At 65.5% G+C, this 26505-nt stretch carries 14 protein-coding genes; 4 read left to right on the top strand and 10 right to left on the bottom strand.

The features are described 5' to 3' along the window. Positions 1-98: 98 nt before the first annotated feature. On the top strand, positions 99-1442 hold the full coding sequence (locus OU995_RS07180) for an alpha/beta hydrolase family protein (RefSeq protein ID WP_267834854.1): 1344 nt from the start codon (positions 99-101) through the stop codon (positions 1440-1442). 112 nt (positions 1443-1554) lie between these two features. Continuing rightward, a complete protein-coding gene (locus tag OU995_RS07175) occupies positions 1555-2508 on the top strand; it encodes a hypothetical protein (protein WP_267834853.1) in 954 nt (317 codons plus the stop codon). Between the two features lie 60 nt (positions 2509-2568). Here the strand turns inward: OU995_RS07175 and OU995_RS07170 are convergent, their stop codons facing one another. The 10 genes from OU995_RS07170 to glnE form a co-directional block, all read right to left on the bottom strand. Beyond that, on the bottom strand, positions 2569-3477 hold the full coding sequence (locus OU995_RS07170) for a S1/P1 nuclease (RefSeq protein WP_267834852.1): 909 nt from the start codon (positions 3475-3477) through the stop codon (positions 2569-2571). Positions 3478-3609: 132 nt separating this feature from the next. After that, a complete protein-coding gene (locus OU995_RS07165; protein WP_267834851.1) occupies positions 3610-5070 on the bottom strand; it encodes a lamin tail domain-containing protein in 1461 nt (486 codons plus the stop codon). Positions 5071-5182: 112 nt separating this feature from the next. Continuing rightward, positions 5183-7792, bottom strand: coding sequence for a TonB-dependent receptor (locus tag OU995_RS07160; protein ID WP_267834850.1), 2610 nt, complete (start codon positions 7790-7792; stop codon positions 5183-5185). A 1087-nt stretch (positions 7793-8879) separates the two neighbouring features. Further along, on the bottom strand, positions 8880-9299 hold the full coding sequence (locus OU995_RS07155; RefSeq protein ID WP_267834849.1) for a hypothetical protein: 420 nt from the start codon (positions 9297-9299) through the stop codon (positions 8880-8882). A 96-nt stretch (positions 9300-9395) separates the two neighbouring features. Continuing rightward, entirely contained in the window at positions 9396-11084 is a 1689-nt protein-coding gene (locus OU995_RS07150) for a ShlB/FhaC/HecB family hemolysin secretion/activation protein (protein ID WP_267834848.1), read from the bottom strand. After that, on the bottom strand, positions 11081-15292 hold the full coding sequence (locus OU995_RS07145; protein ID WP_267834847.1) for a YDG domain-containing protein: 4212 nt from the start codon (positions 15290-15292) through the stop codon (positions 11081-11083). Before OU995_RS07145 ends, OU995_RS07150 begins: the two co-directional genes overlap by 4 nt. A 254-nt stretch (positions 15293-15546) precedes the next feature. Beyond that, positions 15547-17127, bottom strand: coding sequence for a DUF4832 domain-containing protein (locus tag OU995_RS07140; protein WP_267834846.1), 1581 nt, complete (start codon positions 17125-17127; stop codon positions 15547-15549). A gap of 154 nt (positions 17128-17281) precedes the next feature. Next, the gene (locus tag OU995_RS07135) at positions 17282-17962 is read right to left on the bottom strand and encodes a CPBP family intramembrane glutamic endopeptidase (RefSeq protein WP_267834845.1); all 681 of its coding nucleotides are present in this window, start codon (positions 17960-17962) and stop codon (positions 17282-17284) included. Next, positions 17959-18567, bottom strand: coding sequence for a rhombosortase (rrtA, locus tag OU995_RS07130; protein WP_267834844.1), 609 nt, complete (start codon positions 18565-18567; stop codon positions 17959-17961). The genes OU995_RS07135 and rrtA overlap by 4 nt, the downstream gene beginning before the upstream one ends. 24 nt (positions 18568-18591) lie before the next feature. After that, on the bottom strand, positions 18592-21315 hold the full coding sequence (gene glnE / locus OU995_RS07125) for a bifunctional [glutamate--ammonia ligase]-adenylyl-L-tyrosine phosphorylase/[glutamate--ammonia-ligase] adenylyltransferase (protein ID WP_267834843.1): 2724 nt from the start codon (positions 21313-21315) through the stop codon (positions 18592-18594). Between the two features lie 176 nt (positions 21316-21491). On the opposite strand from glnE, the gene OU995_RS07120 reads away from it, so the two are divergent. Together OU995_RS07120 and OU995_RS07115 are read left to right on the top strand one after the other, a co-directional pair. After that, positions 21492-25610: a YhdP family protein gene (locus OU995_RS07120; RefSeq protein WP_267834842.1), complete on the top strand. Its 4119-nt coding sequence runs from the start codon at positions 21492-21494 to the stop codon at positions 25608-25610. Then, the gene (locus tag OU995_RS07115; RefSeq protein ID WP_267834841.1) at positions 25607-26455 is read left to right on the top strand and encodes a carbon-nitrogen hydrolase family protein; all 849 of its coding nucleotides are present in this window, start codon (positions 25607-25609) and stop codon (positions 26453-26455) included. The genes OU995_RS07120 and OU995_RS07115 overlap by 4 nt, the downstream gene beginning before the upstream one ends. Positions 26456-26505 lie beyond the last annotated feature (50 nt).

The following is a 26505-nucleotide window of genomic DNA, read 5'->3' as shown; positions in this document are numbered from 1 at the left end:
GCGGGCGCCTCGTGGGGCCTCAGACGCCCCCCCCTGCCGGCTCGGGCCCACCCGCTGAACCTTGCAGTTCTCCCCACCTGGTTGGAAGGACGTCCGTGATGAAGCTCCAAGACCTGATGGCCCGCTTTCTGTTGGTCTTTTGGGCGGCGCTGGCAACCGGTGGCACCAGTGCGGCGGCCGGCTCGGCTGTCCGTTCATCCGACCGCCCCGTGGATTGCGAAGTCGGCTACTACCGTCTCCCGGGGGGAGGTGGCGTGGATCTCGGCCCGGCGGCGGACGGCAAGCTGCGCTGGCGGCGCCCTGACGGCACCTCTGGACTCCTCACACCGTCGGGCGAACGGGGATGGACCAGCACGTTGGGCTGGACGGGCCGCCCAGATGGCGTACAGGTCGACACCCGCTCTTGTGCAAAAGGACACATCATTTTTAAAGGGCAGAGGGCGCAGCGGGAGCCCCTTGTTGTGGTCGAGAGCCGCTTTGCCAGCGGAGATGTCACGCTGGCGGGCCGGCTTGTCCTGCCGCCAGGAAGGGCGCGCGTGCCGGTGGTCGTGCTGGTGCACGGCTCCGAAGATTTCTCCGCGTTGCGCTTCTACGCCCTCCAGCGCCTGTTACCCGCTGTGGGGGTGGGCGCCTTTGTGTACGACAAGCGCGGCACGGGAGCTTCCTTCGGCACCTTTACCCACGACATCAGTCAATTGGCAGGCGACGCCGCAGCAGCACTCTCCGAAGTTCGGCGCTTGACTGGACCCCGTCTCGACCGGGTCGGCTTCTATGGCACCAGCCAGGGCGGGTGGACGGCCCCACGCGCGGCCACGCTCACCCGCGCCGATTTCGTGATGGTGGGCTACGGGCTTGCCATCAAGCCGATTGAGCAAGACCAGGAGGCCCTGGCGCTCGACATGACCCGGCACGGTTTCGGCCCCGAGGAAACCGCCAAGGCCCTTGAGATCGGGAAAGCCGCTGAGGCCATTCTCCGCAGCGGCTTTCAATCCGGTTACCAGGAACTGGCGGCCTTGCTGGCGTCCTATCGCAACGAGCCATGGTTCCCGTTCGTGCGAGGCAACCTCACCCGGCTGATGATGGAGATGCCGGAGGCGACCATTCGCCAGATCGGCCCGGTTGCATTCAACGGCGTCCAGCCGGACTACGACCCGATGCCAGTGCTGGAAACGCTGAAGGTGCCCCAACTGTGGATCCTGGGGGGCGAAGACATCGACGCACCGCACGGTGAAACCTTGAGGCGCTTGAAGAAACTGAAGCAGGAAGGCCACCCGATTTCAGTGGTGGTCTACCCGCATGTCGAGCATGGCCTCTTTGCGTTTGAAGAAGTTGACGGGAATCGACTGGCGACACGCCAGCCGGTTTCGCTCCTGGAACTGTTGAAGGACTTTGCGGCGACGGGACGCGTGAAGACGTCGTATCGGGAGCTGCCTGTCGATTGATGCAAGAGGGCCGACCATGACAGGGCATCGGCGCAACACACCCGCCCCGCTTCACAAGCCCCGTACATACCGTCCCTAGCATCCCTGGATCGAAACCCCTGCCGGTGCCTCCATGAGATCGCTCCCCCCTCTAGCGCTCGCTCTTGTTCTTGCTCTTGCGCTCACCCAGCCGCTGATGGTGGTGGCCGCCCAGGCTGGGCCGGTGACACCACCCACGCTGGCCCTGCTGGCCGCTGTCGGTGATCGCATCGAATTTGTGCGCCAGCTCAAGCGCTCGAGCAGCAAGACCGCGCCCTACAAGCGCCAGACGCTGCAGGTGTCCGGCCAGGCACTGAACTTCGCGGTGCTGCGTGGACTGGACCAAGCGCTGACGGAAGAAGAACCCGGCGCCCAGCATGTGCTCCTGCAATGGACCATGCCCGACGACGTGGCCTCCAGGCTGGCCAAGGCACGCGGCAATGAGCGTCAGGGCATTGTGCTGGCGGCGCTGACCGAGCACCTGAACGGCCTGGCGGAACGACAGACCTGGGACCGGATCGAAGTGATTGTCCCGGCGTACGCCGACCTGGAGATGAAGGGCATCGGCACCAAGCTCAGCGGCATCGGCGTGTACGTGCAGCCGGTGGAGCGCATGGACTTCGACCTCGACAGCATGAATGATGGCTCGGCCGCAGGCTCCCTCATCATGAGCCAGGGCGATGACGGTGACGAGAAGACGGTCAATCCGCGCACGGGCGAGACGGCGCACGCATCGACCTATGTCGCGCCCTACATGTACTTCGAACGGCTCACCTTCGACGCCAAGTCCATGGCGCTGATCAGGCGCGAACGCCATTTCGACAACACCAAGTACGCCGACCCGGACTCCACAGCACTGGACGTCGCCAGCCAGATGTCGAACGGTGAATTGATCGGCAAGCTGGTCAAGTCGGTGGAGCGCTCGGCCTACAAGGCCATCCATCAGACCTCGGGTGAGGTGACCGTGAGCGAACCGAAGGCCGTGGTCGCGCCCGGTGCGGCGCCCGGTGCGGTACCCAGAGCGGCGGCGGCCAGCGGCCCACGCTGAGCAGGCCTGCCGAACAGCAGCGGCCAGGCGCTCAACGCGCCGGACCACCGTCTGCTCCCACTACTTCAGCGTTTCATTGAGCACCTCGGCCAAGCGGCCGGCGGCGATGCGGATGCGTGCTTCAGCATAGGGCCGCTTGGCATCCAGATACCCGCCACCGATCTTGTGCTGCCATTGGCCGTCGTCATCCAGCGGATAGATGCCTTGCGTGTTGATGCCCTTGCAGGATTCAACGGCCCACTCGGCTGGCGTGCCCAGGGTCTCCGGTGTGGGCAAGGGAACGCCCGCCTGCCGCAGCTTCGCAGCGTAGTCGTCCGGGGGCAGCACCGCCGATTCGAGTTCGTAGTAGTCCCAGACCGCATGCAGGTTGGTGCCGAGGGGGCCGCCTGGCGCGCGTTGCTTGTCGTTGCGCGACTGCGGCGTGACCGCCGTGCGCAGGCTGATCTGGTACTTGTTGCCGCCCGCGTCCGTATGGCCTTCGGCATCCTGGCGTGAACCGGCGTGCAGCGGTTGATGCACATCTCCAATGAAGTGGACCAGGAACTTGAGTGCATCGCGGCGCACCTCGAGCGGCTGGGTGGTGTCGGAAAGGATCTTGCGTTGGACGTCGATCGCGTTGATCACGCAATCCCCGTCGGGACACATGCGCTGGGGCTCGTAGTCACAACGATTGGGGTCGAGATCGACGTAATGCCACTTGGCGGACTTCCTGGCGAGCTCTGAACCGGAGCTGCGCATCTCATCCGCCCAGGAGGCCACGCCGGCCAGCGTCGGGGTCGGCTCATCCTTCAGCAGGAGGGCCACCTGCTGACGTGCTGCGGGTGTGAGCTGGCCTTGGGCCAGGTCGCCCACCAGCCAATGGCCGAGATGGCTCCAGGCGAAGGCATTGGGCGCCGCGAACAAAGGGACCGCAGCGAGAGCGATCAAGGCGCGGCGCAGCCGCGGGCGGGAGAGGGTCTGCTGGGTCATGGTGGGTGCTGTGATGCGGGGTGACACGGCGTGGCACGGCCGCGCCGAAGTAAAAAAGCCCTGCCAAATGGAGGCAGGGCCGTGGTCTTCTTCAGGGCCAGAGGAACAACGCTGGCCTGAATCACCGGGGGCTCAGCGCGCGCCCAGGCCGGTGAAGGTGTCCTTCACGTAGACATCCCACTGCACGGTCGGATCCCAGGTTTCATCCAGGCTGGGTGTACCGCGACCGATGCCCGCCTTGCGACGCAGCGTATGGTCCACCGTCAACATCGTGCCGGAGGCGTCGGCTGCGCCCCAGCCGGAGGTGGGTCCGGTAGCGCCCGAGGCGAGGTCGGTGGTGGCGCCGATGGCGTCGATTACCGTCCCCGACTTCAGCAGGAACACCGTGTCATTGCCATTGAAGGAGGTCACCTGGTGGCCGTTGGTGGACGCGTAGGTGCCGTCCGCCTGGGTCTGCGTGCCACTGGCGGCAACGGCCGAGGTCAGCGTGGCCGACGACGAGGCGTTGTAGATCACCAGGGTCTTGCCCGGGGCCAGCGTACCCGTCAAGGTCAGCGTCTGGCTGGCCGTGGAGGCCACTGGCACACCTGAGGCGCTGCGCGACCACATCTGGACCGAGTAGAGGCTCAGGTCCACCGTGCTCGAGGTCGGGTTGTAGATTTCCAGCGCCTTGTTGCTGCTGGAACCTTCAACGTACTCGCTGAAGAACAGCTCGGGCGTGTTGATCGTGATGCTGCCGGTCTTCACGCTCGGCGTGCTGGTCGGAGGGCCGTCCAGGGTCAGGGTGATGGTGAAGGTGCCGGTCGCCGCATAGGTGTGGGTCAGGCTGGTGGCGCTGACATCCGCAACCTCGGTGGTGCCGTCCCCCCAATTCACGCTCAGCGCCGTGCCGTTGGAGGTGGTGATGCCCGTCACGCTCACGGCCGTGCCTGTCACACCGCTGGTGGGCAGCGTGGCGGCCAGCGCCGGATCCGCAGCGGAATTGATGGTGATGCTGCCCTTCTTCTCCGCCGAGCTGCCGTTCGCGCCGGTCAGCACCAGGTCGATGGTGTAGCTGCCTGCGGCGGCGTAGGTGTGCGTCAGGCTGGTGCTGCTGGTGGCCGGCGCTTCCTTCGTGCCGTCGCCCCAGTCCACCGACAGCGCGGTGCCATTGGCGGCTGCAATGTCCGAGACGGTAATCGCCGCGCCTGCCGTGCCGATGGTCGGCAGTGTGGCGGTCAGTGTGGGGGCCGGGCTGATCACCACGGTGCCCTTGACCTCAGCAGGCGTGCCCGAGCCGAGCGCCGCCAGGTCAATGCTGCACGACCCGGCCTTCACGCAGGTCGCCGTCGCGGCGTAGGTGTGGGTCAGGCTGGTCGGAATGGTCGCCGGGGCCTCTTGGGTGCCGTCGCCCCAATCCACGGTCAGGGCCGAGGTGTTGGTGGCGGTGATGCCGGAAATGGTCACCGCGACACCGGCGGTGGCCGTGGTCGGCAGCGTTGCGGACAGTGTGGGGGACACCTGGCTGCTGCTGTCGCCGCCGCCGCCGCACCCGGAGAGTGTGGCCAGCACGGCGAGCGCTGCACCGGCCATCCAGAAATTGAAGGTCTTCATGAGGGTTTCCTTGACTCGCCGACCGCTGTGCCGGCACATGAGGGGGCTGCGCCAGGCGTCTGCTCCGGCATGTGCCGTGCGCGACGCCAGAGGCGCTGCTGGACGATCCAGATCAGTTGAACGACGCGCTCAGCGTCACCATCACGGCGCGTGGGGCCTGCAGGTTGTAGGTGGAGGCGCTGGCGTAAAGGGCCTTGCCCGTGGTCGCGTCGATCAACTGGGTCGCACCCGCCGGGTTCTTGGACATGAAGTTGGTGGCGCTTGCGAACGTCACCGCCTTCTTGTCGGTCAGGTTGGTCACGTTGACCTTCAGCTTGACCTTGTGGGCCCAGGAGGCCACATCGCCGAAGTTCCAGCCGGTATTGAGGTTCACCGTGGTGAAGCCGGGCGCTTGCTCGGTGTTCATCCAGTCGGCCCAGAACGGCCCACGGTACTTGGCGTTCACGCCGATCCAGAACGCACCGATCCGATAGTTCGTGCCGAGCGCAAAGGTGTTCTTCGGGATGTCCACGAAGGACTTGCCGGTGGTGGGATAGGTGCCGTCGCCCAGCGCGAAGGTGTCGTCCATGATGGTGGACTTGGTGTGCGCGTAGGAGGCGTAGAAGCTCAGGTTGCGGGTCAGCTTGTAGGCGCCTTCGGCGTTGATGCCGCGCTGGTGCAGCATCGGCACCGCCAGGTAGATGGTCTGGCCGCTGGCGCTGTCGTAGCCGTTGACCTGCTTGTTTTTCAGGTTGGAGCCATAGACGTTGACGCTGCCTGCAAAGGCGCCTTGGTAGTAGCGCCAGCCGAGGTCGACCGTGTCGGCCGTTTCCGGCTGATTGGAGGCGAGCTTGTTCAGCGCGGCCTGCAATTGCTCCTGCGTGTAGCCGCTGTACGCGACTTCACTCGGGTTCTGCGCGTAGAAGGCGCTGACGGCATCGCTCTGAGTGACCACACCGTTCACGGGCGCGCGGAAACTGCGGCCATAACCGATGTAGAGCTGGTTGGACTTGTCGACCTGGAACTTCACACCCGCCGACGGGGTGAACTTGTTCCAGGTGTGGGAGCTGTAGCCGCCGTACTGGTTGAGGTAGGCCAGGCTGGCCGAGGCCGCGTGGGCACCGTAATGCTGGTAGCCGTAGCCCGCGCGCTCCACGCTGGTGTAGGCGCCCGCCAGGGTCACCGTCCACTGGTCATTCGGTGTCCACTCGTTGCTGGCAAAGGCGCGCTTGAGCGTGGTGGTGGTGCTGTCGAGATAGTTGTACTGCGGCCCGCCACCGTCCACATAGCTGATCAGGTTTTTCTCGCCCCAGATGTCCAGGGGGTTGCCATCGGCATCCACCTTGGAATAGTTCTGGCTCTGCTCCTGGCGGGGACGCTCGAACCAGATGCCGTAGGTCAGGGTGTCCTTGTCGCCGAAGTCCTGGATCAGCTTGGCCAGCACACCCGGACGCCAGGTTTGCGAGCCGCTGTAGGTGTAGGTCATCACCTTCTTGGCATTGGTGACAACGCCGTCACCGTCCAGGTCATAGTTGACGTAGCCGAAGCGGCCCACGTTGGCGGCCGTTGTGTTCTCGGTCATGGTGTAGCCGGAGCCGCTGCCGCCGGAGCCGTACTGGAAGTACGGGATCACGGTCAGGTGCAGGTTGGGCGTCAGCGTGAACTCGCCGTCCAGGCTCAGCATGTAATCCTTGAAGGGATTGGTGTGCAGCTTGTAGTAGTTGGTATTGGCGCCGGTGTAGGTGGTGTCGTAATTGGCGTAGTAGTTCGATGACGCAGTGGCCTGTGTCTCGTACTGATAGCCGCCGGTGCGGATCAGGTGGTTGTACTGCAGCGAGGCCGAGATCGAGTTGCCGCTGTTGATGGTCCACACCGACTTGCCGTCCACCTTCCAGACCTCGGCGTTGCCTTTGCCGCGCCAGATGTCCGTGCTGTTGTGGGAGTAGGACAGCCATGAGCGCACCGGGCCGATGTCCCCCGTCTGCACGCGCATGAATCCGCGCCGGTAGTGGTTGCTGCCGCCGGACAAGGTGGTGTCGAAGCTGAACTTGTGGGACGGGTCGATGGTGGACCAGGCGATGGAGCCTCCCGCCGCGCCGGCCACTGCCTGATCAACATCCGGGTAGCCGTGCAGCACGGTGATGTCGTTCATGTTCTCCGTGTCGCCGTATTCGGTCGGATAGACACGGTAGTTGCCGCTGTCGTTGACCGGTGCGCCGTTGACCGTGACGCCGATCTGATCGTTGGTGAAACCGCGGATCTGGTAGTTGCCGTCGAACAGGCCGCTCGGGTCGTCGGTGATGGCCACGACGCCGGGAATGGAGTCGATCAGTTGTGCATAGGTGGCACTGGGCGCACCTTCCTCAATGGCCGCGCGCGTGATGGTGGAGACGGCCTTGGGCGCGACTTGCACCGACATCAGGCCGCCTCCGATCTCCTGGCGACCGTTGACGGTCACCTTCTCCAGGGATTGGATGGTGGCCTTGGTGGAGTTGGTGTTCGTTGTGTTGGACGTGCTGGACGCCGTGGCGCGCTGCGGGGTCTGGTCCTTCGGGGCGTCAGCGGCCTTCTTGTCTGAGTCGGACGCCTTCTTTGCGGCGTCCGGTGCGGGCTTCGAGGTGTCCGTTGCCGGCTTCGGCGCGTCTGCAATCGTTTGCGCTTTAGCGCTGGTTGCAGCGACCAGGGTGGTTACGGCCAAGCCCAGTGCGGTAAGGGCAAAGCGATCAAATCTCTGGTGAATCATTCCCATCACTCCTGCTGCGCCCGCGGCGCCAAGTTTGGATATGCAAGCGGCGCCGAAGGAGGCGGCTCAATTTCCCTGCTGGTATCCAGAGGAAAGTTGCACGATGCTCAACGGGCGCGAATTTATCTGCCCAGGTCGCATATGTTTATTAAGGTTTGGGATGGGTGTTGTGGCCGGGTGACGGGTGAAGCCCGTGGAATGCACACAGAAGCGGCCTGTCGCACGACGTTGGGTGCGTGCGCTTCGCTGATCGGATCAGAGGAGGGAGGGCGATTTCAGGTATCAATTCTGAAATTCGGCAGCCTGTCATTTGAGAAACTCTGTTGCGATCAGCATTAAAACTTAACCCTCAAACATCACAAATACACGCCGACCATGTATGCGGGCCAAATTATTTTCGTGATGCCCCAACAATTTTCACAATGCCCCAATATGCATCACGCGACAGGAAATGCACCTTATTGGTGTTGATTGAATCCAGCGTTATTGCGGGTGATGGCGTCGGCTGACTCGGGTGCTGTCGGCGCCCATGCGCGAACCCGAAGCACGGGCTGCAGCCGTTCCCGGCCGGGCGCTCAAATGCGGCTCACAGATACGCGTTCGACTGGCGGGCGCCGGAGCGCGCTACGTGTATTGAGTCCGGCCATCACATCACCGAAGCCTTCGGTGAAAGCGGCCTTGGTGGGCCGCGTCGAATCGCAGACTGAGGAAAGTGCGAGACGCACTGTCACTTTCCGCGATGACAGCGCGAAGCGGGTGCGCGACGGCCGGCCTGGGTGTGTGCGGGATAGGCGCGCGCGCCTCGAATTGAACGAAGCTGTGACCTGGCCATCACGCCGCCTGGACGGTAGGGACTCACAGTGCAGGAGGTCACTCTGCGAGGCGACCAGCGTCCACGCGGCTGGCGCTTGATTGGAGGCCACACGTCTCGCCCCAGAAAGCGCCTTCCTGCGCTGCGGGCCCTCAGCGGCGCACCTCTCGCGCCATACCATGCTCAGCGGTCCCGGCACCCACGCTTGTGCGGCTCGGGCCGCACAATCAAGGTCGACTTAATATTCTCAAGCCACTCCATTGTCTGTGATTCAAGTTAAAGCAATACTGCTTTGATATCGGCGAGCAGTCGCTGACGATCAAACTTCCTGGGCATTGCGTAAACGGGCGATTCCAATTCGGCCAAGAGTTGGCCTTCCAAGAGCGCTGATAGTTCCGCCTGGGGCAAGCGCAGGACCGTCGCAGGATCGACCGGGATGGCGATCCCAACGAACTTGACCACCTGATGGGTCAATAGATCCTTGTATCTGCTGGCTCGATTGTTAGCGAGACAGTACCGCTTGTTTTCCAAAGGATCAGAGTCAACCGACACGAAGAACACCGCAAACTGCTGGATGCCACCGCCGTAGTCACACGGCTCAATGCGGGGACGCAGTCGATCTTCTAATGCGGTCGTTACGCCATTGATCAACTCGCCGAATTCAGAAGCCGTAATACTTGTTATTCGGAGTTTCATCTTGATTGGGCGGTCACTTCAAACTCAGCGCTCCTGCTGGCATTGCGCCATCAACAGATCGAGCAGACGAAGTACTCGACGCAGCAAGCGCGGCACTCAAAAGCTCTGCACAACATCCACCCAAAACTTGGTCGAGGACCTTGCGCCGACCTGGCTCGGGACCTTTCCCATGGGCGTTGCGAGCATCGTGCGCAACTGGCTCCCCTGACCGTTCGCCCACACCACTCCCACGCCACCGCCCTGCAGAGTGAAGCGATTGGCGGTGTCCGACCACGGGGATCTGTTCTGGATGACCCGTCCTGCGTCCCAGAACAGAACCCCCTGCACCGGAAGGTCCGGTTTCAACAGCCAACGGTGTCGATATTCCAGCGTGAATTGCACACCGCTATCACCGCTGGCCACCCCGGCATCAAATGCGCGAATCGAATTCGGACCACCGAAGCTGAGCTTCTGCGAGGTGTCCAGATTCTTGCTGGCCCACTGGCCGGAAGCCGCTCCATACACGCTCCCCGCCTGTCCGAGTCTCCATTGCTGAGTGAGCACAACGCTCCACTTGTCGAAGCTGCCCTGGGTCTGTGCGGTCGTCGCATCCGAACTCTGTGACAGCGAATCCTTCAGGCGCAAGTGACCATGGGCCCAAGCCACCTGCCAGGTCCCCATGCGCAGCGCGTCGGTGCTGCTGCGCAGGTCACCACTGAGGCTCAATGTGGCCGCTTGCACCGCGCGATCATTGTTGAGATCAGCTGCAACAATGCGCTCTCGCAGCTGCGTGGATTCCACCAACACCCGCAATTGCAGGTTGGACTCAACGCCACGTACCACCGGCTGATTCAACGACAACCCCGTGGTGCTGATGGTTCCACTGGCGCCGAGATGGGTGAGCAACCCATCCAGGCCGTAGCGCAGCACGGTCTGGCCAAGATTGACCCGCGTGCCCCACCCACCCAACGGCCGTTCGTAGGCAAGGCGTGCGTGATTGAGCCCGCTGCCGGCACTCAACGCGCCGAACTGCGCCTGGTCTCCGCTTCCCAGGGGGTTGTTCCAGACCAGGTCTCCGCCTACGCGATATCGCCCGGTCAACGGGCTACCGAAATTGTCCGCCGTGACATTGGCACCCCAGCGAGGCCCTGCGTCCGTCTGGATGGCGAGTGTCGCCCTGCCGACCTTCTCACCGGGGCTCAAGGTGCCGCGCACAACGACGCCGGGCAGGTCGGACATCAGCAACAGTGCCCGGTCCATCCGGCGCTGCAGCACGGGGCGTTCCGGCTGCAGTTCTGCGCTCAGGTCCCGCAGCAATTGATCGGGTACGGCGCTGCGGTTGTCGATCTGGACACGGCCATAACGCGCTTCGATGACGAGGATTGTCACGATGCCGTTGTTGATCACCTGCGCCGGCACGATTGCACGGGTGTAGACATGGCCCTGTTGGCGGTAGAAAGCAGTGATGCGCTCGGCAATGGCATGGAGCTGATCCAGGCTGAGCGAGCGCCCCTGCGCGTCTGCAATCAACGCCTGCAGCGTGGCGTTGTCCAACAGGGTGTTGCCTTCGATGCGGAATTGGATCACCGACAGTTGCGGCTCGGCACTCGCGCCAGGCAATGCGCGCGATGCTGCAGGCTCCAGAACCTTGATGTCGGGCGAGCGGGACGCTGAGGGAGAAGGTGCGGCGGGTGGTTGCCAGGGGGGCGAATCGATGGCCCCCTGGGCCGAGCCCCACAGCAGTGAAAGAGACGCCGACGACAACAGCCCGACGATCCGCGAGGAACGTCGATGCCGCAGCCTCATGAGCCCGAGCCGTCCGCACGTTGCGGACGTGATTGAACGGCCTTTTTGGCACCATCGGCACCGTAACGGACGCCCCCGTCGATGATCTGAAGCAGCGCATTGGCCCGGACAGAGCGCCGCGGCGCCGGTTCGGGCGGGTGCTCCAGCAGAGCAAGGTCCTGGGACTGCGATTCTTGCAGCACGATCAAGGTGGGCGCGGAAGAGACGTCATCGGCCACCTGAGGAGCGGTCGTCATGCCCGAGGCCAGCGGGATCGCCGAGGAGGACTGGGCAGCTACGCGAATGCTGGCGGACAGCCCCGAGGGGCCACTCAGTTCGTAATTGCCAGCGTCCGGCCCGGTCAGACGGTATCCGGTCACGGTGACGGGCTTGCCGATGCCTGGGTCTTTGTCACTGAAAGTCGCGGTGGCAGGGCCGGTGAGGCTCACGACATCTTGTGCAAAAGGGGACACGGTCGCCACACCCACCAGGGTCGCGACCCGACTGCCGTCGTAGATCTTGTCGGAAGCCTGCACACCAGTAATGGTAAGCGGTGCAGGCGTGATGTTGGCGGCAAGTGTGGGGGGCAGGATGAGGGTGTAGTTCGCGGCGTCGGCGCCAGTCAGTGTCAGGCCGCTGACCGTCACGGGCTTGCTGGTGCCGACGTTCTTGTCTGCAAAGCTGGCGCTTGCGGTTCCGCTCAAGGTGACTGCGTCACCAGTCTGAGCCGTGACACTGGCAGTGCCACTCAGGCTGGCGATCATGCTCGCGTCGTAAACCCTGCCCACCGCGCCAATTCCAGTCACTGCCAGCGAAGCAGGCGTGATGCTCGCGCTGAGGCTGGAAGGCATCACCAGCGTGTAGTTGCCTGCATCGGCACCAGCCAGCGTCAAACCGCTCACCGTCACCGGCTTGCTGGTGCCGACGTTCTTGTCCGCAAAGCTGGCACTCGCAGTTCCGCTCAAGCTGACCGCGTCACCAGCCAGAGCCGTGACACTGGCGGTGCCACTCAGGCTGGCGATCGTGCTCGCGTCGTAAACCTTGCCCACCGCGCCAAGCCCAGTCACTGCCAGCGAAGCAGGCGTGATGCTGGCGCTAAGGCTGGAAGGCAGCACCAGCGTGTAGTTGCCCGCATCGGCACCGGCCAGCTTCAAACCGCCCACCGTCACGGGTTTACTCGTACCAACGTTCTTGTCTGCAAAACTGCCGCTGGCAGTGCCGCTCAAGGTGACCGTGTCGCCAGCCAGAGCCGTGACACTGGCGGTGCCACTCAGGCTGGCGATCGTGCTCGCGTCGTAAACCTTGCCCACCGCGCCAAGCCCAGTCACTGCCAGCGAAGCAGGCGTGATGCTCGCGCTGAGGCTGGAAGGCAGCACCAGCGTGTAATTGCCTGCATCGGCACCAGCCAGCGTCAAACCGCTCACCGTCACGGGCTTGCTCGTCCCCACATTCTTGTTGGCAAAGCTCGCGCTCGCCGTACCGCTCACGTTCACCACATCGCTGCCCAGCGCGGCCACAGTTGCCGTACCGCTCAAGGTCGCTGCGCTGGAGGCGTCGTAGACCTTATCGACGGCCTGCAAGCCGCTGAGCGCGATGGCCGCCGGTGTAATGGTCATGACCCCCGACACATAAGCGATGTCATAGCCCTTCTGGTTCGAATACAGCCCACTGGCCGTCACTATGCGGCTGCCCACATCCTTGCTGCTCAAGGTGAGTAGCGCCGAACCCAGCAGATTGGCATTGGTGGAAGTTGAATAGCTCACGCCCAGACTGCCCGTGCTGGTGGTGGCGTCATACACCCGTGCCCCACTGTCCGCTGTGACGGTCAGCGGCGACAAAAAGCTTCTCAGCAAGGGCGCCGTCTGACCACTGTAGATTCGCCAGACCGACGAACTTCCGCCCGCCGTCGCCAGACTCCAACCCGAGAAGTTGGCCGAGTCTTTCATCTGCGTTGACGTCAGCCCCGTCATCCCGGTCGCGCTACCGGAGACCACCGCAGCGCTCTTGCCGGATGCCGTCTTGTCCCAATACGTGGCGGTGACCGTCGTGCTGGCCCCTCGCGTTCCGATCAAGCCGGCACCAGCGCCGCTGACCGCCGCAGCCGCATAGCTGTTCGTGATCGACGCGGTGCCGTTCAGACTGGTCACCAGTCCGCTCCCACCTCCCGCGACCGAACCTGCGGCATAACTGTTGCTGATGCTGGACGTGTCGTTGACGATCCCCACCAGACCACTGGCACCGCCGGACACGCTACCCGCCGAATAGCTATTGGCAATGGTCGAAGCCGTCTGCAGCACCCCCACCAGGCCGCCGCCGCTCGAAGCAGTCACCGTATTGGTGGAATAGCTGTTGCGCAGCGTCGTCCCCAACTGCGCCAGCCCCACCAGCCCAGCGGAGCCGGAACTGGTCATGCCCTCGGTATAAACATTGCTGATCAGCGTACCTTCGCTGATGCCGATCAAGCCGCCGGCATAACTGCCGCCGCTGGTGGACACGGAGCCACCAACCAAGCCCACATCCCGGATCTCCCCGCCCTGTGTCTTGCCAAACAGCCCTGCCGCATGGGTCTCCTTGACCGTCAGATTGGTGATCGTGTGCCCCAGGCCGCTGAAGGTGCCAATGAACTTGTCTTTGCTGAAGGTGTCGTGGCCGATGGCCGCGAACCCGGCCCCCGCATTCCAGCTGGCCGTCGATGTGGCATCGATATCGGCGCCCAGCACATAGTTGGCATTGGTGTTGTAGAGGTCGCCGTTGATGCCCTGCAGCGTTGTCTTGCTGACGTCCCCCGCCACACCCAGCGTCGTGATGACGGTATAGACCTTGGTCGTTCCACTGCTGCCCAGCTTGGTGGAGAAATTGCTTCCGGCCTGAAGATTGATCTTCACGCCTTTGGCAATCACATAGTCACTGCCCGTGCCGGCTGTGCTCGACTGCCCATATTGCAGCGCGAGTTTTCCTGTGGCGCCGCTGGCCGTCACGTCCGCATTGAAGTGGATGTTGTTCTGCGCGTTGAGCGTGAGCGTCGTGTTGGCGCTCCAGCTCACGGCTTGATTGATGTTGATGTCTCCCGCCGTGCCGCCCGTGGTGCCGGAGGTGCTTTGGAGAGTGACGTTGCCACTGGCGAGATTCGTCGAAAGCGTGGTGCCCGTGATGTCCCCGCCGGTGGCGGCCACGGTGAAGTCCACAGGGTCGATCAGCCAGGTGCCGTGCGCACCGGCCGCCGCGCTGGTGTGGATGCGGGCCCCATCAGCCACGTGGACCCGATGGGCGCTGGTCTCCACGAACCCCCCGTCGCCTCCCGCTGGCGCAGACGCATCCAGCGTGCCGCCGACCTCCGTGCGCCCCGCCGCCATGCCGCCCAGCAGGACGATGGTGCCGTTGCGGTTTTCAAGGGTGCGAGCCTGCACAACGCCAGTATTGTTCACCACACTGGGCAGCAGGCTGTCCCGGGCTCCCGCGCTGATCAGGACCTGCCCGCCGTCCGCCTGCAACCAGCCACCATTGGCGGCGCTGGCCGCCACGGCCTGGTCATCCACCTGCAGGCGTAGCAGCTGATGGTCCTGGAACCCGAGCGTGATGCGCTTGCCCGCGCCCAAGGCAACAGTGCCGCGCGGCGCATTGATTTGCCCCTCGTTGCTGACCTCTGCAGCCAACAGGGCGACATAGCCGCCATCCGCCGTCTGGATCTTGCCCTGGTTGATCACCCGGCCGGCCCCACTGCCGGCGAATGTGCGCTGGCTGCCGGCCAGACTGTCGTCGCTGAGGTGGAGCGTGCTGGCCACGAGGCCACCAACATTCACCTGCGCGGTCGCCCCAAACAGTACCCCATTGGGATTGATCAGGAACACCTGCCCATTGGCCTGGAGGCGACCGAAGAACCGGGTGCCGTTGACATCGGCAATGCGGTTCACGGCGATGGCATTCGCCGAAGGCTGCACGAAGTGGACCACCTCCTGGCTGCTGGTATTGAAGCTCTGCCAGTTCAGGGAGACCCGAGCGCTGGTCTGGGTGATGGTGGTGGTGGTGGTGGTGGTGGTCTGTGAAATGGTGGCATTTCCGGCGGTGACACGGGCCCCGGCCGGCCCGGCCTGAACCGCCCCGGCGGCAAGGCACAAGGTGACCAGCCACAAGGCCTGCGGAGCCCCTTCGCGCGCATGGCGACGCCCAGCCGTCCCGCCACAGGTGTGGCGACGACTGCTCCGCTGCGAAGCATTCCGCAAAGAACTCATCCCAAACCCCAACGACTGCTGTAGTTCGTGGCGGCCTGGTTGTCTGGAAATGCCCGGGATCCCCTGCATCCACCATCGCCATGGCGATGGGCAGGGCCCCGCCCGCCACACGAATTTGTGACGGGATTCTGACATCGGGCCCCGTCAAGCGGCATGCCCGACCAGGGCCTCTCCCCCATGGAATCTGGGGATGGCGGTGATTTCGCATGAACTCGTGAGGCCCGCCTGGATCGGGGGCTGCGCCCCCAGCCCCATCACTTCACGTCAATCGACGACCCCAATGCAAACGCGCCCAAGGTCGCATCCCATTTCTGGCCCGTAGCCGTGTCATCCGCATTGGCCACGCGCACCGCATACCGTGCGTCCGCCGCCAAGGCGCTTTCCCCGTCCGGCAAGGCCAGCCACAGCGCATAGCTGCCCACGGCCAGGTCCGACGGAATCGTGACCGACAGGCTGGCCGTCTGGTCCGCTCCTGGCACCCAGCTGCGCGGGTCCGCCCCCGTGGCGGTGAGTCGGCGCACGGCGCCCGAGGCATCCCGCAACAGCACCTGCACCCCGCGCGGATTGAACAGCCGCGCCCAGCCCGTGTTGCGCACGGTGAGCGTTAGCGCCAGGGGCTGACCACGCGTCGCCGCCGTGGCATGCGTCGCCGACACCAGTTGCAACCGGTAACCCATCTTGCGCTTTACTTCCGCCATGCAGCCGTTCTGGATCCACTTGGCATGGAACAGGTCGCGGTAATACTCGTCATTCAGATACGTCAGCCGGTAGGTGGCACCCTCCGCCAGGATGTCGGCGCAGGTGGTGCGCGGCACCGCATTCGCCTCGTCCGCCGGGTTGCAGGTCTCGCCACCAAACGGCGCCAGGTCTCCCAGGCGGGACACGTAGTCACGCTGCGAGGCCCGCACGCTGGCATCGTCGTCGTAGGTGCCGACGTCCGTGGTGCTGGCCAGGAAGCAGTCGTTGTGGACGCCCACCCGATAGCTGTTGGCGCTCAGCACGGACGAGAGGCTGGGCAGCGTGGGTGTCCACTCCATCACATACGGCGGATAGCGGAGCTGGATGAAGCGCGTGGCGGGCACGGCCGCCAGCAGCGCGTCTCGCACCGCCGTCCGGTTGGTCACCGTCGTCAACTGGTTGGAGGAGGTGTGCCATTCACCCCAGGCGCCAATGAATCCGGCCTGTACATAGGCAATCACATCGGCATTGGCCTGCAGCACCGGCTTGAGCTGATTGATATGGCCCTGCACACGCGCCAACGTCGCGTCCTGGGCATTCTGATATTCCGTCTCGGATTGCGGGTAGTTGTAGACCGCACGGATCACCAGCTTGATGCCTGACGCGCGCGCATTGGCAAAAGCCGTGGTGAGCTGGGTCAGCAGGCTGGCCGGCAGATCGGTGGTGCGCCAGGTGGCCAGGTTCAGGGGGGCATATACGAGGCGGTAGCCGTTGGTGTAGGCGTCCTGTGCATCCGCTGCGCTCAGGGCCTCCAGATTGGTCCAGGCCCAGCGGTAAAAGCCGCGCTCCGGATTCGGGATCTCGGCATCGGTGGCAGTGAAGCTCAGCGTGCGCTGCTGAGTGGTGGTGCCATCGCTAGAGCCAGTGCCGGTGCCCGATCCAGTCCCGGTGCCAGTCCCTGTGCCCGTTCCAGTCCCGCTCCCCGTCCCCGTGCTCGGCGAACTCGCCACCGGCGAAGACGGGTCGGCCCCCACCGGCGTCGACGCGTCACTCCCGCCGGAGCCGCCCCCACAAGCGGTCAACGCGCTCACCGCACACACGGCGGCAACACGGATCATCCACGGCCAGCGCCGGTTCCTGACTTCATTCGGGTGCATACAACAGCTCTTGCAAATCCAGTACGACCCTCGGGACGTGCTGCGACTGCAATCCGCTGGCAAGGGCCCCTTGATTGTCCGCAAGGAGCTTCACCTGCATGTAACCAATCCTTCACGGTCCGGACGAATCCGGCACCGCGGCGCCCCTCGCTGCCTACTGGCTCACACCCCACACCGCCATCGGAATGACATCGGCCAGGATGTGGGCGTACACCGACGGCCACAGGCGTCCGGTCCTCACATACACCAGCGTCACGGTCAGGCCAAAGGCCACAACGCCCAGCGCCCCCAGAGGCCCCTGGTAGGTGTGATACAGCAGGCGCAGCAGCATCGGCAGGCCGATCGCCAGGCCCAGCCCGAGCCCACGCAGGCCACGGGTTAGCACGCCCAGCAGAAACACCTCTTCGAACAAGCCGTTCACGACCGCGAAGCCGACCAGCGTGGCCACCGTCAGGCCCGTGAACGAGAACTCGATGACCGGCGGTGTCGGGGACGGCGGCACCACCGCCTGGTACACCGACTGGCACACCGTCTCCAGCAGCCACGCCGCCAAATAGGTCAGTGCGCCCAGCAAGGTGTCCCACCAGGTGGGCCGGGGCAGCAGGGACTTCACATCAAAACCACGCAGCCGCAGGAACAGCAGGGCCACACCGGCCAGCACCAGCTCCAGCAAGATCATCTGGATCACGGCGTCATTGGAATACCGCGCGGCCGGAAAACCCGCCAGCACAGCCTGGATCGACCACAGGCTGAACAGCCCGAAGCAAAGCGCCGACACCACCACCGCCTCGATCGAGGACAGCGTGGATTTCGCCGCGCCAGCAGAGGGCTTCATGTCGGGGCGGCCCGGCGTGCGCGCCATGCCGCGCCCCCCAGGCACATCACGGCCATCAGCGCCCCGCTGAGCGCTCCGGTGAGATGCGCCAGCGGCGCGATGGCGATGTTCCAGCCGTCCCAATGCCGCAGGGGCGGCTCGGCCAGTGGTTGCTCGCCGATCACCTTCACGATCAAGCCGATGGTGATCAACAACCCGATGACACGGGCCCGGCCATGCGCGCGAGGGGCCCGCAGCAGCGACACCGCCGCCACCGCCACACCCGCATGCAGCACGCCGGAGAGCCCACCAAAACGGGCCAGTTGCGGCTCCCAGAGCAGTCCGAACTGCGTCAGCGGCCAGGCCAGGGCCCAGGCCAGTGCCTCGGCGTGGCCCAATCGGGCAGTGACACCCAGCAGGCCAACCACCGCACAGCCGGCCAGATTCGCCACCAGGTGCTGTGGGCTCCAGTGGATCCAGGCTGACGTGAACGCTCGCCAGGGTTGGGCCCAGGCCACCTCAGGGCGCCAGACCAAGGCGTTTTGCCAGGCCTCCGGTTCCCCCCACACCAGCAGCGAGCACGCGGCCAATCCCAGCGCCATCAGCACCCAAGTTCGCCCCGGCATCCGCTGCTCCGCCGCCTGAACGGCTCAGCCGCCAAACACCGCGCGCCACAGCGCAAGCACCGCCTCGCGCTGGCTGTCCAGCGCCTGGGCGGCCTCGGCATCCAGCGCGGTGGACTGCTCATTCAGGCGCGCCCGGTGCTGCACCCGGCGCAGCTCACGGTAGGCATCAGCAGCCGCTCGGCCCACACCGGCCGGCAGCAGGCCCACCGCTTCCGCCCGTTGCAGCAAGGCGATGTTGCCAGCGTTGGCCAGCAATTCTTCATGGGCACCGGCATGCGCCAGGATCAGATACTGCAGCGCAAACTCCGCATCCACCATGCCGCCCGGGCTGTGCTTCACATCAAAGAAGCCGTCCCGCACCGGCCGGGCCGCGCGCAGCTTGTCGCGCATCGCCACCACTTCCTGGCGCAAGGCCTGCGGGTCGCGCGGCGAGGTGATCACCGCCCGGCGCGTGGCCTCGAAACGCTCCGCCAGCGACGCATCGCCCGCACAGAAGCGGGCCCGGGTGATCGCCTGATGCTCCCAGGTCCAGGCAGTATTGCTGCCCCGGCCGGTCTGGTAGCGGTCAAAGGACGCCAGCGAGGTCACCAGCAGCCCGGAGTTGCCGTTGGGCCGCAGGGCCGTGTCAATGTCAAACAGCTCCCCCGCAGCGGTGCGCAGGGTCAGCCAGGTGATCAGCTTGCGGACAAACGCACCGTAGATCTCGGGCGCGTTTTCGTCCTCGTCATCAAACAGGAAGACCAGGTCCAGATCGCTGCCGTAGCCCAGTTCCTTGCCGCCCAACTTGCCGTAGGCCACCACGGCCAGGCGCGGGGAGGGGCGATGCTTCTGCTTGAGTCGGTCCCAGGCCCAGTCGATCACGCATTGCAGCGTGGCATCGGCCAGCAGCGACAACTCGTCCGCCACCTGCTCCACGCTGATCTGGCCTTCCACATCCCGCACCAGCGTGCGGAACACTTCAGCATGGTGAGCCCGGCGCAGGCTGTCCAGCAACGCGTCTTCATTGGCCTCGCCGTGTTCGGCCCAGGCGTCGTGCCGGGCCTGCAGATCCTGGATGAACGCGGGGCCTTCAAAACGCTCATGCAGCAGCCGGGTGTCCGCCAGCTCATCGATCACGCCGGGATGCTGCATCAAATAACGCATCGGCCAGCGGGCCAGGCCGAGCAGCCGCAGCAAGCGGCCCTGCACCGCAGGCCGCTCCACCAGCAGCGCCAGATAACTCTCACGCCGCAGCAGCGGCTCCACCCAATCCACAAAACGCTGCGCCGCTTCCAGGGTGCATTCCCCCTGCTTCACCGCCAGGGATGCACGCCCCACCAGCTTGGCCAGCCGCAAGCGAGATTCTTCCCGCAGGTTCTGCACCCGAGGCTGCTGGGCCCAGCGGCGCACATTGGCGGCCAACTCGGGCTGCAGCTTGTCCAGAAAGTCCTCGCTGTCGATGGGCATCGGCGGGCCGCCGCACATGCCGTTGCGGCAGCCGCCGGAGGTGGGGGCCACGCCGTCATGCAGCAGAGCGTCGAATTCGGTGGCCACCAGTTCACGCACTTCCAGCAGTCGGTCCAGCAACTGGCAGGTGTCGTTGCGGCAGATCAAGCCCAGGCTTCGGGCAATCCAGCTCAGGTCTTCGTCGCCGCCGGGCAGGCAATGGGTCTGCTGGTCGTCCAGATATTGGATGCGGTGCTCCACCCGGCGCAAGAAGTCGTAGCCCTTGGCCAGGGCGGAGGCGGTGTCCGGCTTCATCAGTCCACGGGCGGCCAGCCGGTTCAGCGCCTTCAGCGTGGAGCGCGTGCGGATTTCCGGGAACTGCCCGCCCCGCACCACCTGCAGCAACTGCACGATGAATTCGATTTCCCGGATGCCGCCGCGGGACAACTTCACATCATTGGCCCGCTCGGGACGACCGGCGGCCCGTCGCTGGGCTTCATCGCGGATCTTGCGGTGCAGTTGCCGCAGGCCTTCAAACACGCCGTAATCCAGATAACGGCGGTAGACAAAGGGCTGCACGAGATGCCGCAGTTGCAGCGCCCGGCCGTTGGCCACGCTGGCGCGGGGAGCAATCACACGGCTCTTGAGCCAGGCAAACCGCTCCCATTCACGGCCCTGCACCAAAAAATACTCTTCCAGCATCGCCATGCTGACCGCTGGCGGGCCGGAATTGCCATTGGGCCGCAGGGCCAGGTCCACCCGGAACACCTGGCCGTCTTCGGTCACGTCCCCGATCAGCGTGGACAGCCGGCGAGACAAATGCGCGAAATACTCGTGGGCCGTGATGCGCTGGGCACCGTCGGTCTGGCCGTCATCCTCATACACATAGATCAGGTCGATGTCGGACGAGACATTCAGCTCCCGCCCGCCCAGCTTGCCCATGCCGACCACCCAGAAGTCGATCTCCTGGCCCTGGTCGTTGCGGGGTTTGCCGTGCATCGCATCCAGTTCAGCCCGGCAGTGGGCCAGGCCGATGTCCAGGCTCACCTCGGCCAGGTGGGTCATGGCCTGGGTCACGTCCGTCATCGGGACGGCCTGCTCCACATCCAGCACCGCCAGACGTTCCAGCACCAACTGGCGCATCACCCGCAGGGCTGCGGCCAGCGGGCGCCCGCCTTGCTCCAGGCGAGCCACCAACTCCCGCATGACAATGTCATCCGGCAGGCCGGGCGGCAGCAGAGACAATTCGGCACCGTAACGCCGCCGGATTCTTTGTACAAATCGGCTGTGGTCTGCGGTAACCGCTGAAGCAACTGAATCCATCGGTAAAGAAAACTCTCGTTGGCTCATGGCCCGGAATGGCTGTGCTAGATTCGGCGTCCGCCGTTCCCTCTTACATGTCTTCTCCCGCCGATTCCAGCACTGCCTCCGGGTCCCCGGTCGCGACGCGACGCTGGTGGACCCTTTGCGCGCTATGGATCGTCGGGCCGCTTGTGGGCTTGCTGGCCCTGCTCCTCGTGGCCTGGCTGGCGTTGCAGTGGGCGATTCTGCCCCACATCGACGACTGGCGCCCCAACCTGGAAAAGCAAGCCACCCAGGCATTGGGGATACAGGTTCGCATCGGCAGCATCAGCGCCAATTCCACCGGCTGGGTGCCCACCCTGGACCTGCGCGATGTTCGCATGACCGACCCTTCCGGGCGGGAATCCCTGCGACTGCCGCGCGTCAGCGCTTCCCTCTCGGCCCGCTCCCTGCTGGCCCTGGAACTGCGTTTTTCACAATTGTTGCTGGACAGCCCCGAGCTGCTGCTGCGCCGGGACGCCCAGGGCCGGGTGTATGTGGCCGGCCTGAGCGTGGACGAGAACTCCCAGAACGCGTCTGCTTCTGACGATGCCGCGGACTGGTTTTTCCAGCAGCATGAGTTCGTCATCCTGCATGGCCGCATCCGCTGGGTGGATGAACTGCGCCAGGCGCCCCCGCTGGAGCTTTTCGACCTGAACCTGGTGCTGCGCAACGGTCTGCGCCGTCACCAGCTCCGGTTGGACGCCACCCCTCCGGCAGGCTGGGGCCAGCGCTTCAGCCTGCGAGGCCAGTTCACCCAATCGCTGCTGGAGCGCCCGGGGGCGTTGCAGCATTGGAGCGGCCAGCTGTTTGCCGACCTGCCGCGCACCGACGTGCGGGAGCTGCGCCGTTATCTGGACCTGCCTTTTGAGCTGAATGAAGGCGACGGCGCGCTGCGCGCCTGGCTCGACATGGAGAAGGGCCAGGCCAGCAGCCTGACGCTGGACATGGGCCTGCGCGCGGTCAAGCTGCGGGTGGCCCCCAGCCTGCCGGAGCTGGACCTGGCTCGCATCGAGGGCCGGCTGGTGATGAAGCAGTCCGCCAGCCAATTCCTGCTGCAGGCCCGCCAATTGGGATTCAGCGCCGGGGATGGCCTGGAATGGCCGCGCTCCGACTGGTCGGTGGATCTGCAGCGCGACGCCCAGACCGGCCAGGTGACCGGCGGCGATTTCCAGGCCCAGCAACTGGACCTGACGCTGGGCGCCCAGATCCTCTCGCGGCTCCCGGTCGGGGACGCTCCAAGGACGCTGGTGGCGGACATGAAACCCGCAGGGCTGCTCAATGCGCTGCAGGTGCATTGGGATGGCCCGCTGGAGCGCCCGCGCAGCTACCGGGCCAAGGGCCAGCTTCAGGGGCTGCGTCTGGCGGCTGCGGAAGTGGCAACGCCCGCCGACCCGGCCTCGTCGCCCCCCACCGGCCGCCCGGGTGTCAGCAATGCCGACCTCAGCTTTGACGCCACCGACCAGGGCGGCACGGCCTCTCTGGTCATCAAGGACGGCGACATCACCCTGCCCGGGGTGTTCGCCGAGCCCACCCTGCCGCTGCGCCATGCGCAGGCCTCGCTCAGTTGGCGAGCCCAACGTCCGGGCGCTGCCAGTGCGCCGGTGGGCGGCCTGGCGGTGCTGGCGGCGGCCCAAAGAGCCTCGTCCTCCGCGTCCGCACCAGTCGCGGCGGCCCCGGTCTGGACCGTCCAGTTCAGCAAGGTCCGCCTGATCACTGACGATCTGCAGGCCGACATCGACGGCAGCTGGCAAAGCAGCGGCGCCGCCCGCCATGCCCACGACACCGGCCGCTTGGACCTCACCGCGCACATCGAGGAAGTCCGTGCCAATCGTGTGTTGCGGTACCTGCCCACCAGCATGGGCGCCGACGCCCGCCAGTATGTGCGGGACGCCATCCGGGACGGCACCGTCCAGAAGGTGGCCGTCCGCCTGCAGGGCGATCTGGCGGATTTCCCCTTCGATGCGCCGCGCAGCAAAGGCATCTTCAAGATCAGCAGCCAGGTCCGTGACCTGACGCTGGCCTACGTGCCCAGCCATCCCGCCGAGAACGGCCAGCCGGCGTTCAACTCCCCCTGGCCCGTCATGGAGCAACTCAGCGCTGAGCTGATCTTTGACCGCGCCAGCATGAGCATCCGCAACGGTCAGGCCAAGCTGTCCGGCGTGGAGCTGAGCAATGTGCAGGGGCTGATCCAGGACCTGTATCACCACAGCCCGGTGCTGGACATCTCCGGTGACGGCCGGGGCGCGCTGGCCGATGCCCTGCGTTATGTCCGCCACTCCCCGGTCAATGAACTGACCAGCCATGTGCTGGAGTCGTCCGTGGGCAGCGGGACGATGGCGTTGAAGCTGGCGCTGCGACTGCCGCTGGCGCATATCGACGACACCACCGTCAAGGGCCAGGTGACACTCCCCGGCAATGACCTGCGGCTGCGGCCAGATGTGCCCTTCTTCGGCCAGGCCCGCGCGCGCATCGATTTCGACCAGAAGGGCCTGCAGATCCGTGGCGGCCAGGCCCGGGTGCTGGGCGGCGACGCCAGCTTTGAAGGCGGCTCCCTGGCGGACGGCAACATGCGCTTCGTGGCCAACGGCACGGTCACTGCCGAGGCGCTGCGTAATGCGCCGGAGCTGGTCGCCGGCTCGCGCCTGGCCACGGTGATGACCGGCCAGACCCCGGTGCGTCTTGAACTGGGCATCGTCAAGGGCCAGACGGAAATCGCCCTCTCCAGCACGCTGCAGGGCATTGGCATCGACCTGCCCGCACCGCTGCACAAGGCTGCGGACGAGTCCTGGCCGATGCGGGTGAGTCTGCGCGCACTGAACGCACCGGCCGGCACCCAGCGGGACGAACTGCGGGTGGAGGCCGGCCCGGTGGCCGCGCTGTATCAGCGTGATGTGACCGGAGAGTCCGCCAAGGTGCTGCGCGGGGCGGTGTCCCTGGGCGATCGCCTGCCGGACCTGCCGACCCAGGGCGTGATTGCCCGCGTGGGCTTGAGCCAGTTCAGCGTGGATGCCTGGCAGTCGGCGGTGACCACGCTCATCGGCCCCACCACCACCGGCACGGCCAGCCCACCGGACCCGACGGCGGAGGGCGGCATCGACAGCCCCTACGTCCCCACGCAACTGGCCCTCAAAGTGCAGACCTTGCAGCTCAGCGGCCGTACGCTCAATCGTGTGGTGGCGGGCCTCACCCATGATGCGGCGGCCAACAGCTGGAGCGCCTCGATTGACGCCGAGCAGCTCAGCGGCTTCATCCAGGTGCGTCTGGCGCGCCCCAATCAACCGGGCCGCGTGTTTGCCCGTCTGGCGCGGCTCTCCGTCCCGAAAAGCGATGCCGACTCGGTGGAGCAGTTCCTGGACAACCAACCGCGCTCCATCCCCACGCTGGACATCGTGGTGGACAACTTCGAACTCAAGGGCAAGCGCCTCGGCCGGCTGGAGATCGAGGCCCAGCAACAGAGCGACGCTCGCGACTGGAAGCTCAACAAGCTGCTGCTCAAGAATGAAGACGCCACGCTGACGGCCACCGGCCAGTGGGCGCCAGAACCCGGCCGCAACGCGCGGCGCACCGACCTGAACTGGACCCTGGACGTGGAAGACGCCGGCAAGCTGGCCGAGCGCATGGGCCAGGGCCAGGTGCTGCGCCATGGCAAGGGCCAGCTCACCGGGCAACTGGCGTGGCTGGGCTCACCGATGTCGCCGGACTATCCGTCCATGACCGGCAAGATGAACATTGCGCTGGATGCCGGCCAGTTCCTCAAGGCCGAACCCGGCGTGGGCCGCCTGCTCGGCGTGCTGAGCCTGCAGTCGATTCCGCGTCGGCTGACCCTGGACTTCCGGGACATCTTCTCGGAGGGCTTCGCTTTCGACAATGTCGGCGGGGACATCCAGATCGCCAAGGGCGTGGCCCGCAGCGACAACCTGCGCATGAAGGGCTTGCAGGCCGCCGTGCTGATGGAAGGTTCGGCAGACCTGGCCGCCGAGACGCAGGACCTGCATGTGCTGGTGGTCCCCGAGATCAACGCTGGCGGCGCCGCGCTGGCCTATGCCGCCATCAACCCGGCCATCGGCCTGGGCACCTTCCTGGCCCAGTGGTTGTTGCGCAAGCCCATTGTCGCGGCCAGCACTGAAGAGTTCCGGGTGACGGGCAGCTGGACCGACCCCAAAATCGAGCAGATGCCGCGTCGCACCCTGCCGCAGGGCTCGTCCAGCGGCGCCATCAGCGGCGGCCCCAGCGGCAACAGCGCCGCGCGGAATGAAGGAGACAGCGCACCATGAAGATTGCAGCCATCCAGATGGTGTCCGGCACCCAGCTCCAGGCCAACCTGGACCGTGCCCGGCACTGGATCGAACAGGCCGCCGCCCAGGGTGCGCGCCTGGTCTCCCTGCCTGAATATTTCTGCCTGATGGGGCATCACGACGGCGACAAGCTGGCCTTTGCCGAGCGTGCGGGTGATCTGGAGGCCCCCATCCAGGGCATGCTCAGCCGCGCAGCGCGAGACACCGGCACCTGGGTGCTGGGCGGCACGCTGCCGATGGCGCTGGAAGGCCAGGCGGCCCCGGCCGAACGGGTGCGCAACACCACCTGCGTGTTTGCGCCGGACGGGACCCTGGCCGCCCGCTACGACAAGCTGCACCTGTTCCGCTACGACAACGGCCGGGAGCATTACGACGAGGGGCGTGTGCTGGAAGCCGGCGACACCCCGTCCACGGTCACCGTCCACATGGGCCGGGGCGATGCGGATCTGCGCATCGGCCTGTCGGTCTGTTATGACCTGCGCTTCCCGGAGCTGTACCGGGCCATGAGCTTCCAGCCCGGCCAGCCGCCGCTGGATCTGATCAGCGTGCCGGCCGCGTTCACCTACACCACCGGCCAGGCCCATTGGGAACTGCTGCTGCGCGCCCGCGCGGTGGAAAACCAGGCGTTTGTGATTGCCGCCGCCCAGGGCGGACAGCACGAAAACGGCCGCCGGACCTGGGGCCACAGCATGATCATCGACCCTTGGGGCGAAGTGCTGGCGCGCGTGCCGGAAGGGGAAGGCCTGGCGATCGCGGACATCGATCCGCTGCGGCTCAAGCAAGTGCGGACACAGTTGCCGGCGCTGAATCACCGGCGGCTGTGAACGGTTCGCTGTGATCGGGTTGTGACCGGGCTGTGATCGGCTGCGTTACC

The organism is Roseateles sp. SL47 (assembly GCF_026625885.1).
GTDB lineage: Bacteria > Pseudomonadota > Gammaproteobacteria > Burkholderiales > Burkholderiaceae_C > Roseateles.
The sequence above is the reverse complement of the archived record's forward strand: the minus strand, read 5'-3'. Positions and strand labels throughout refer to the sequence as shown.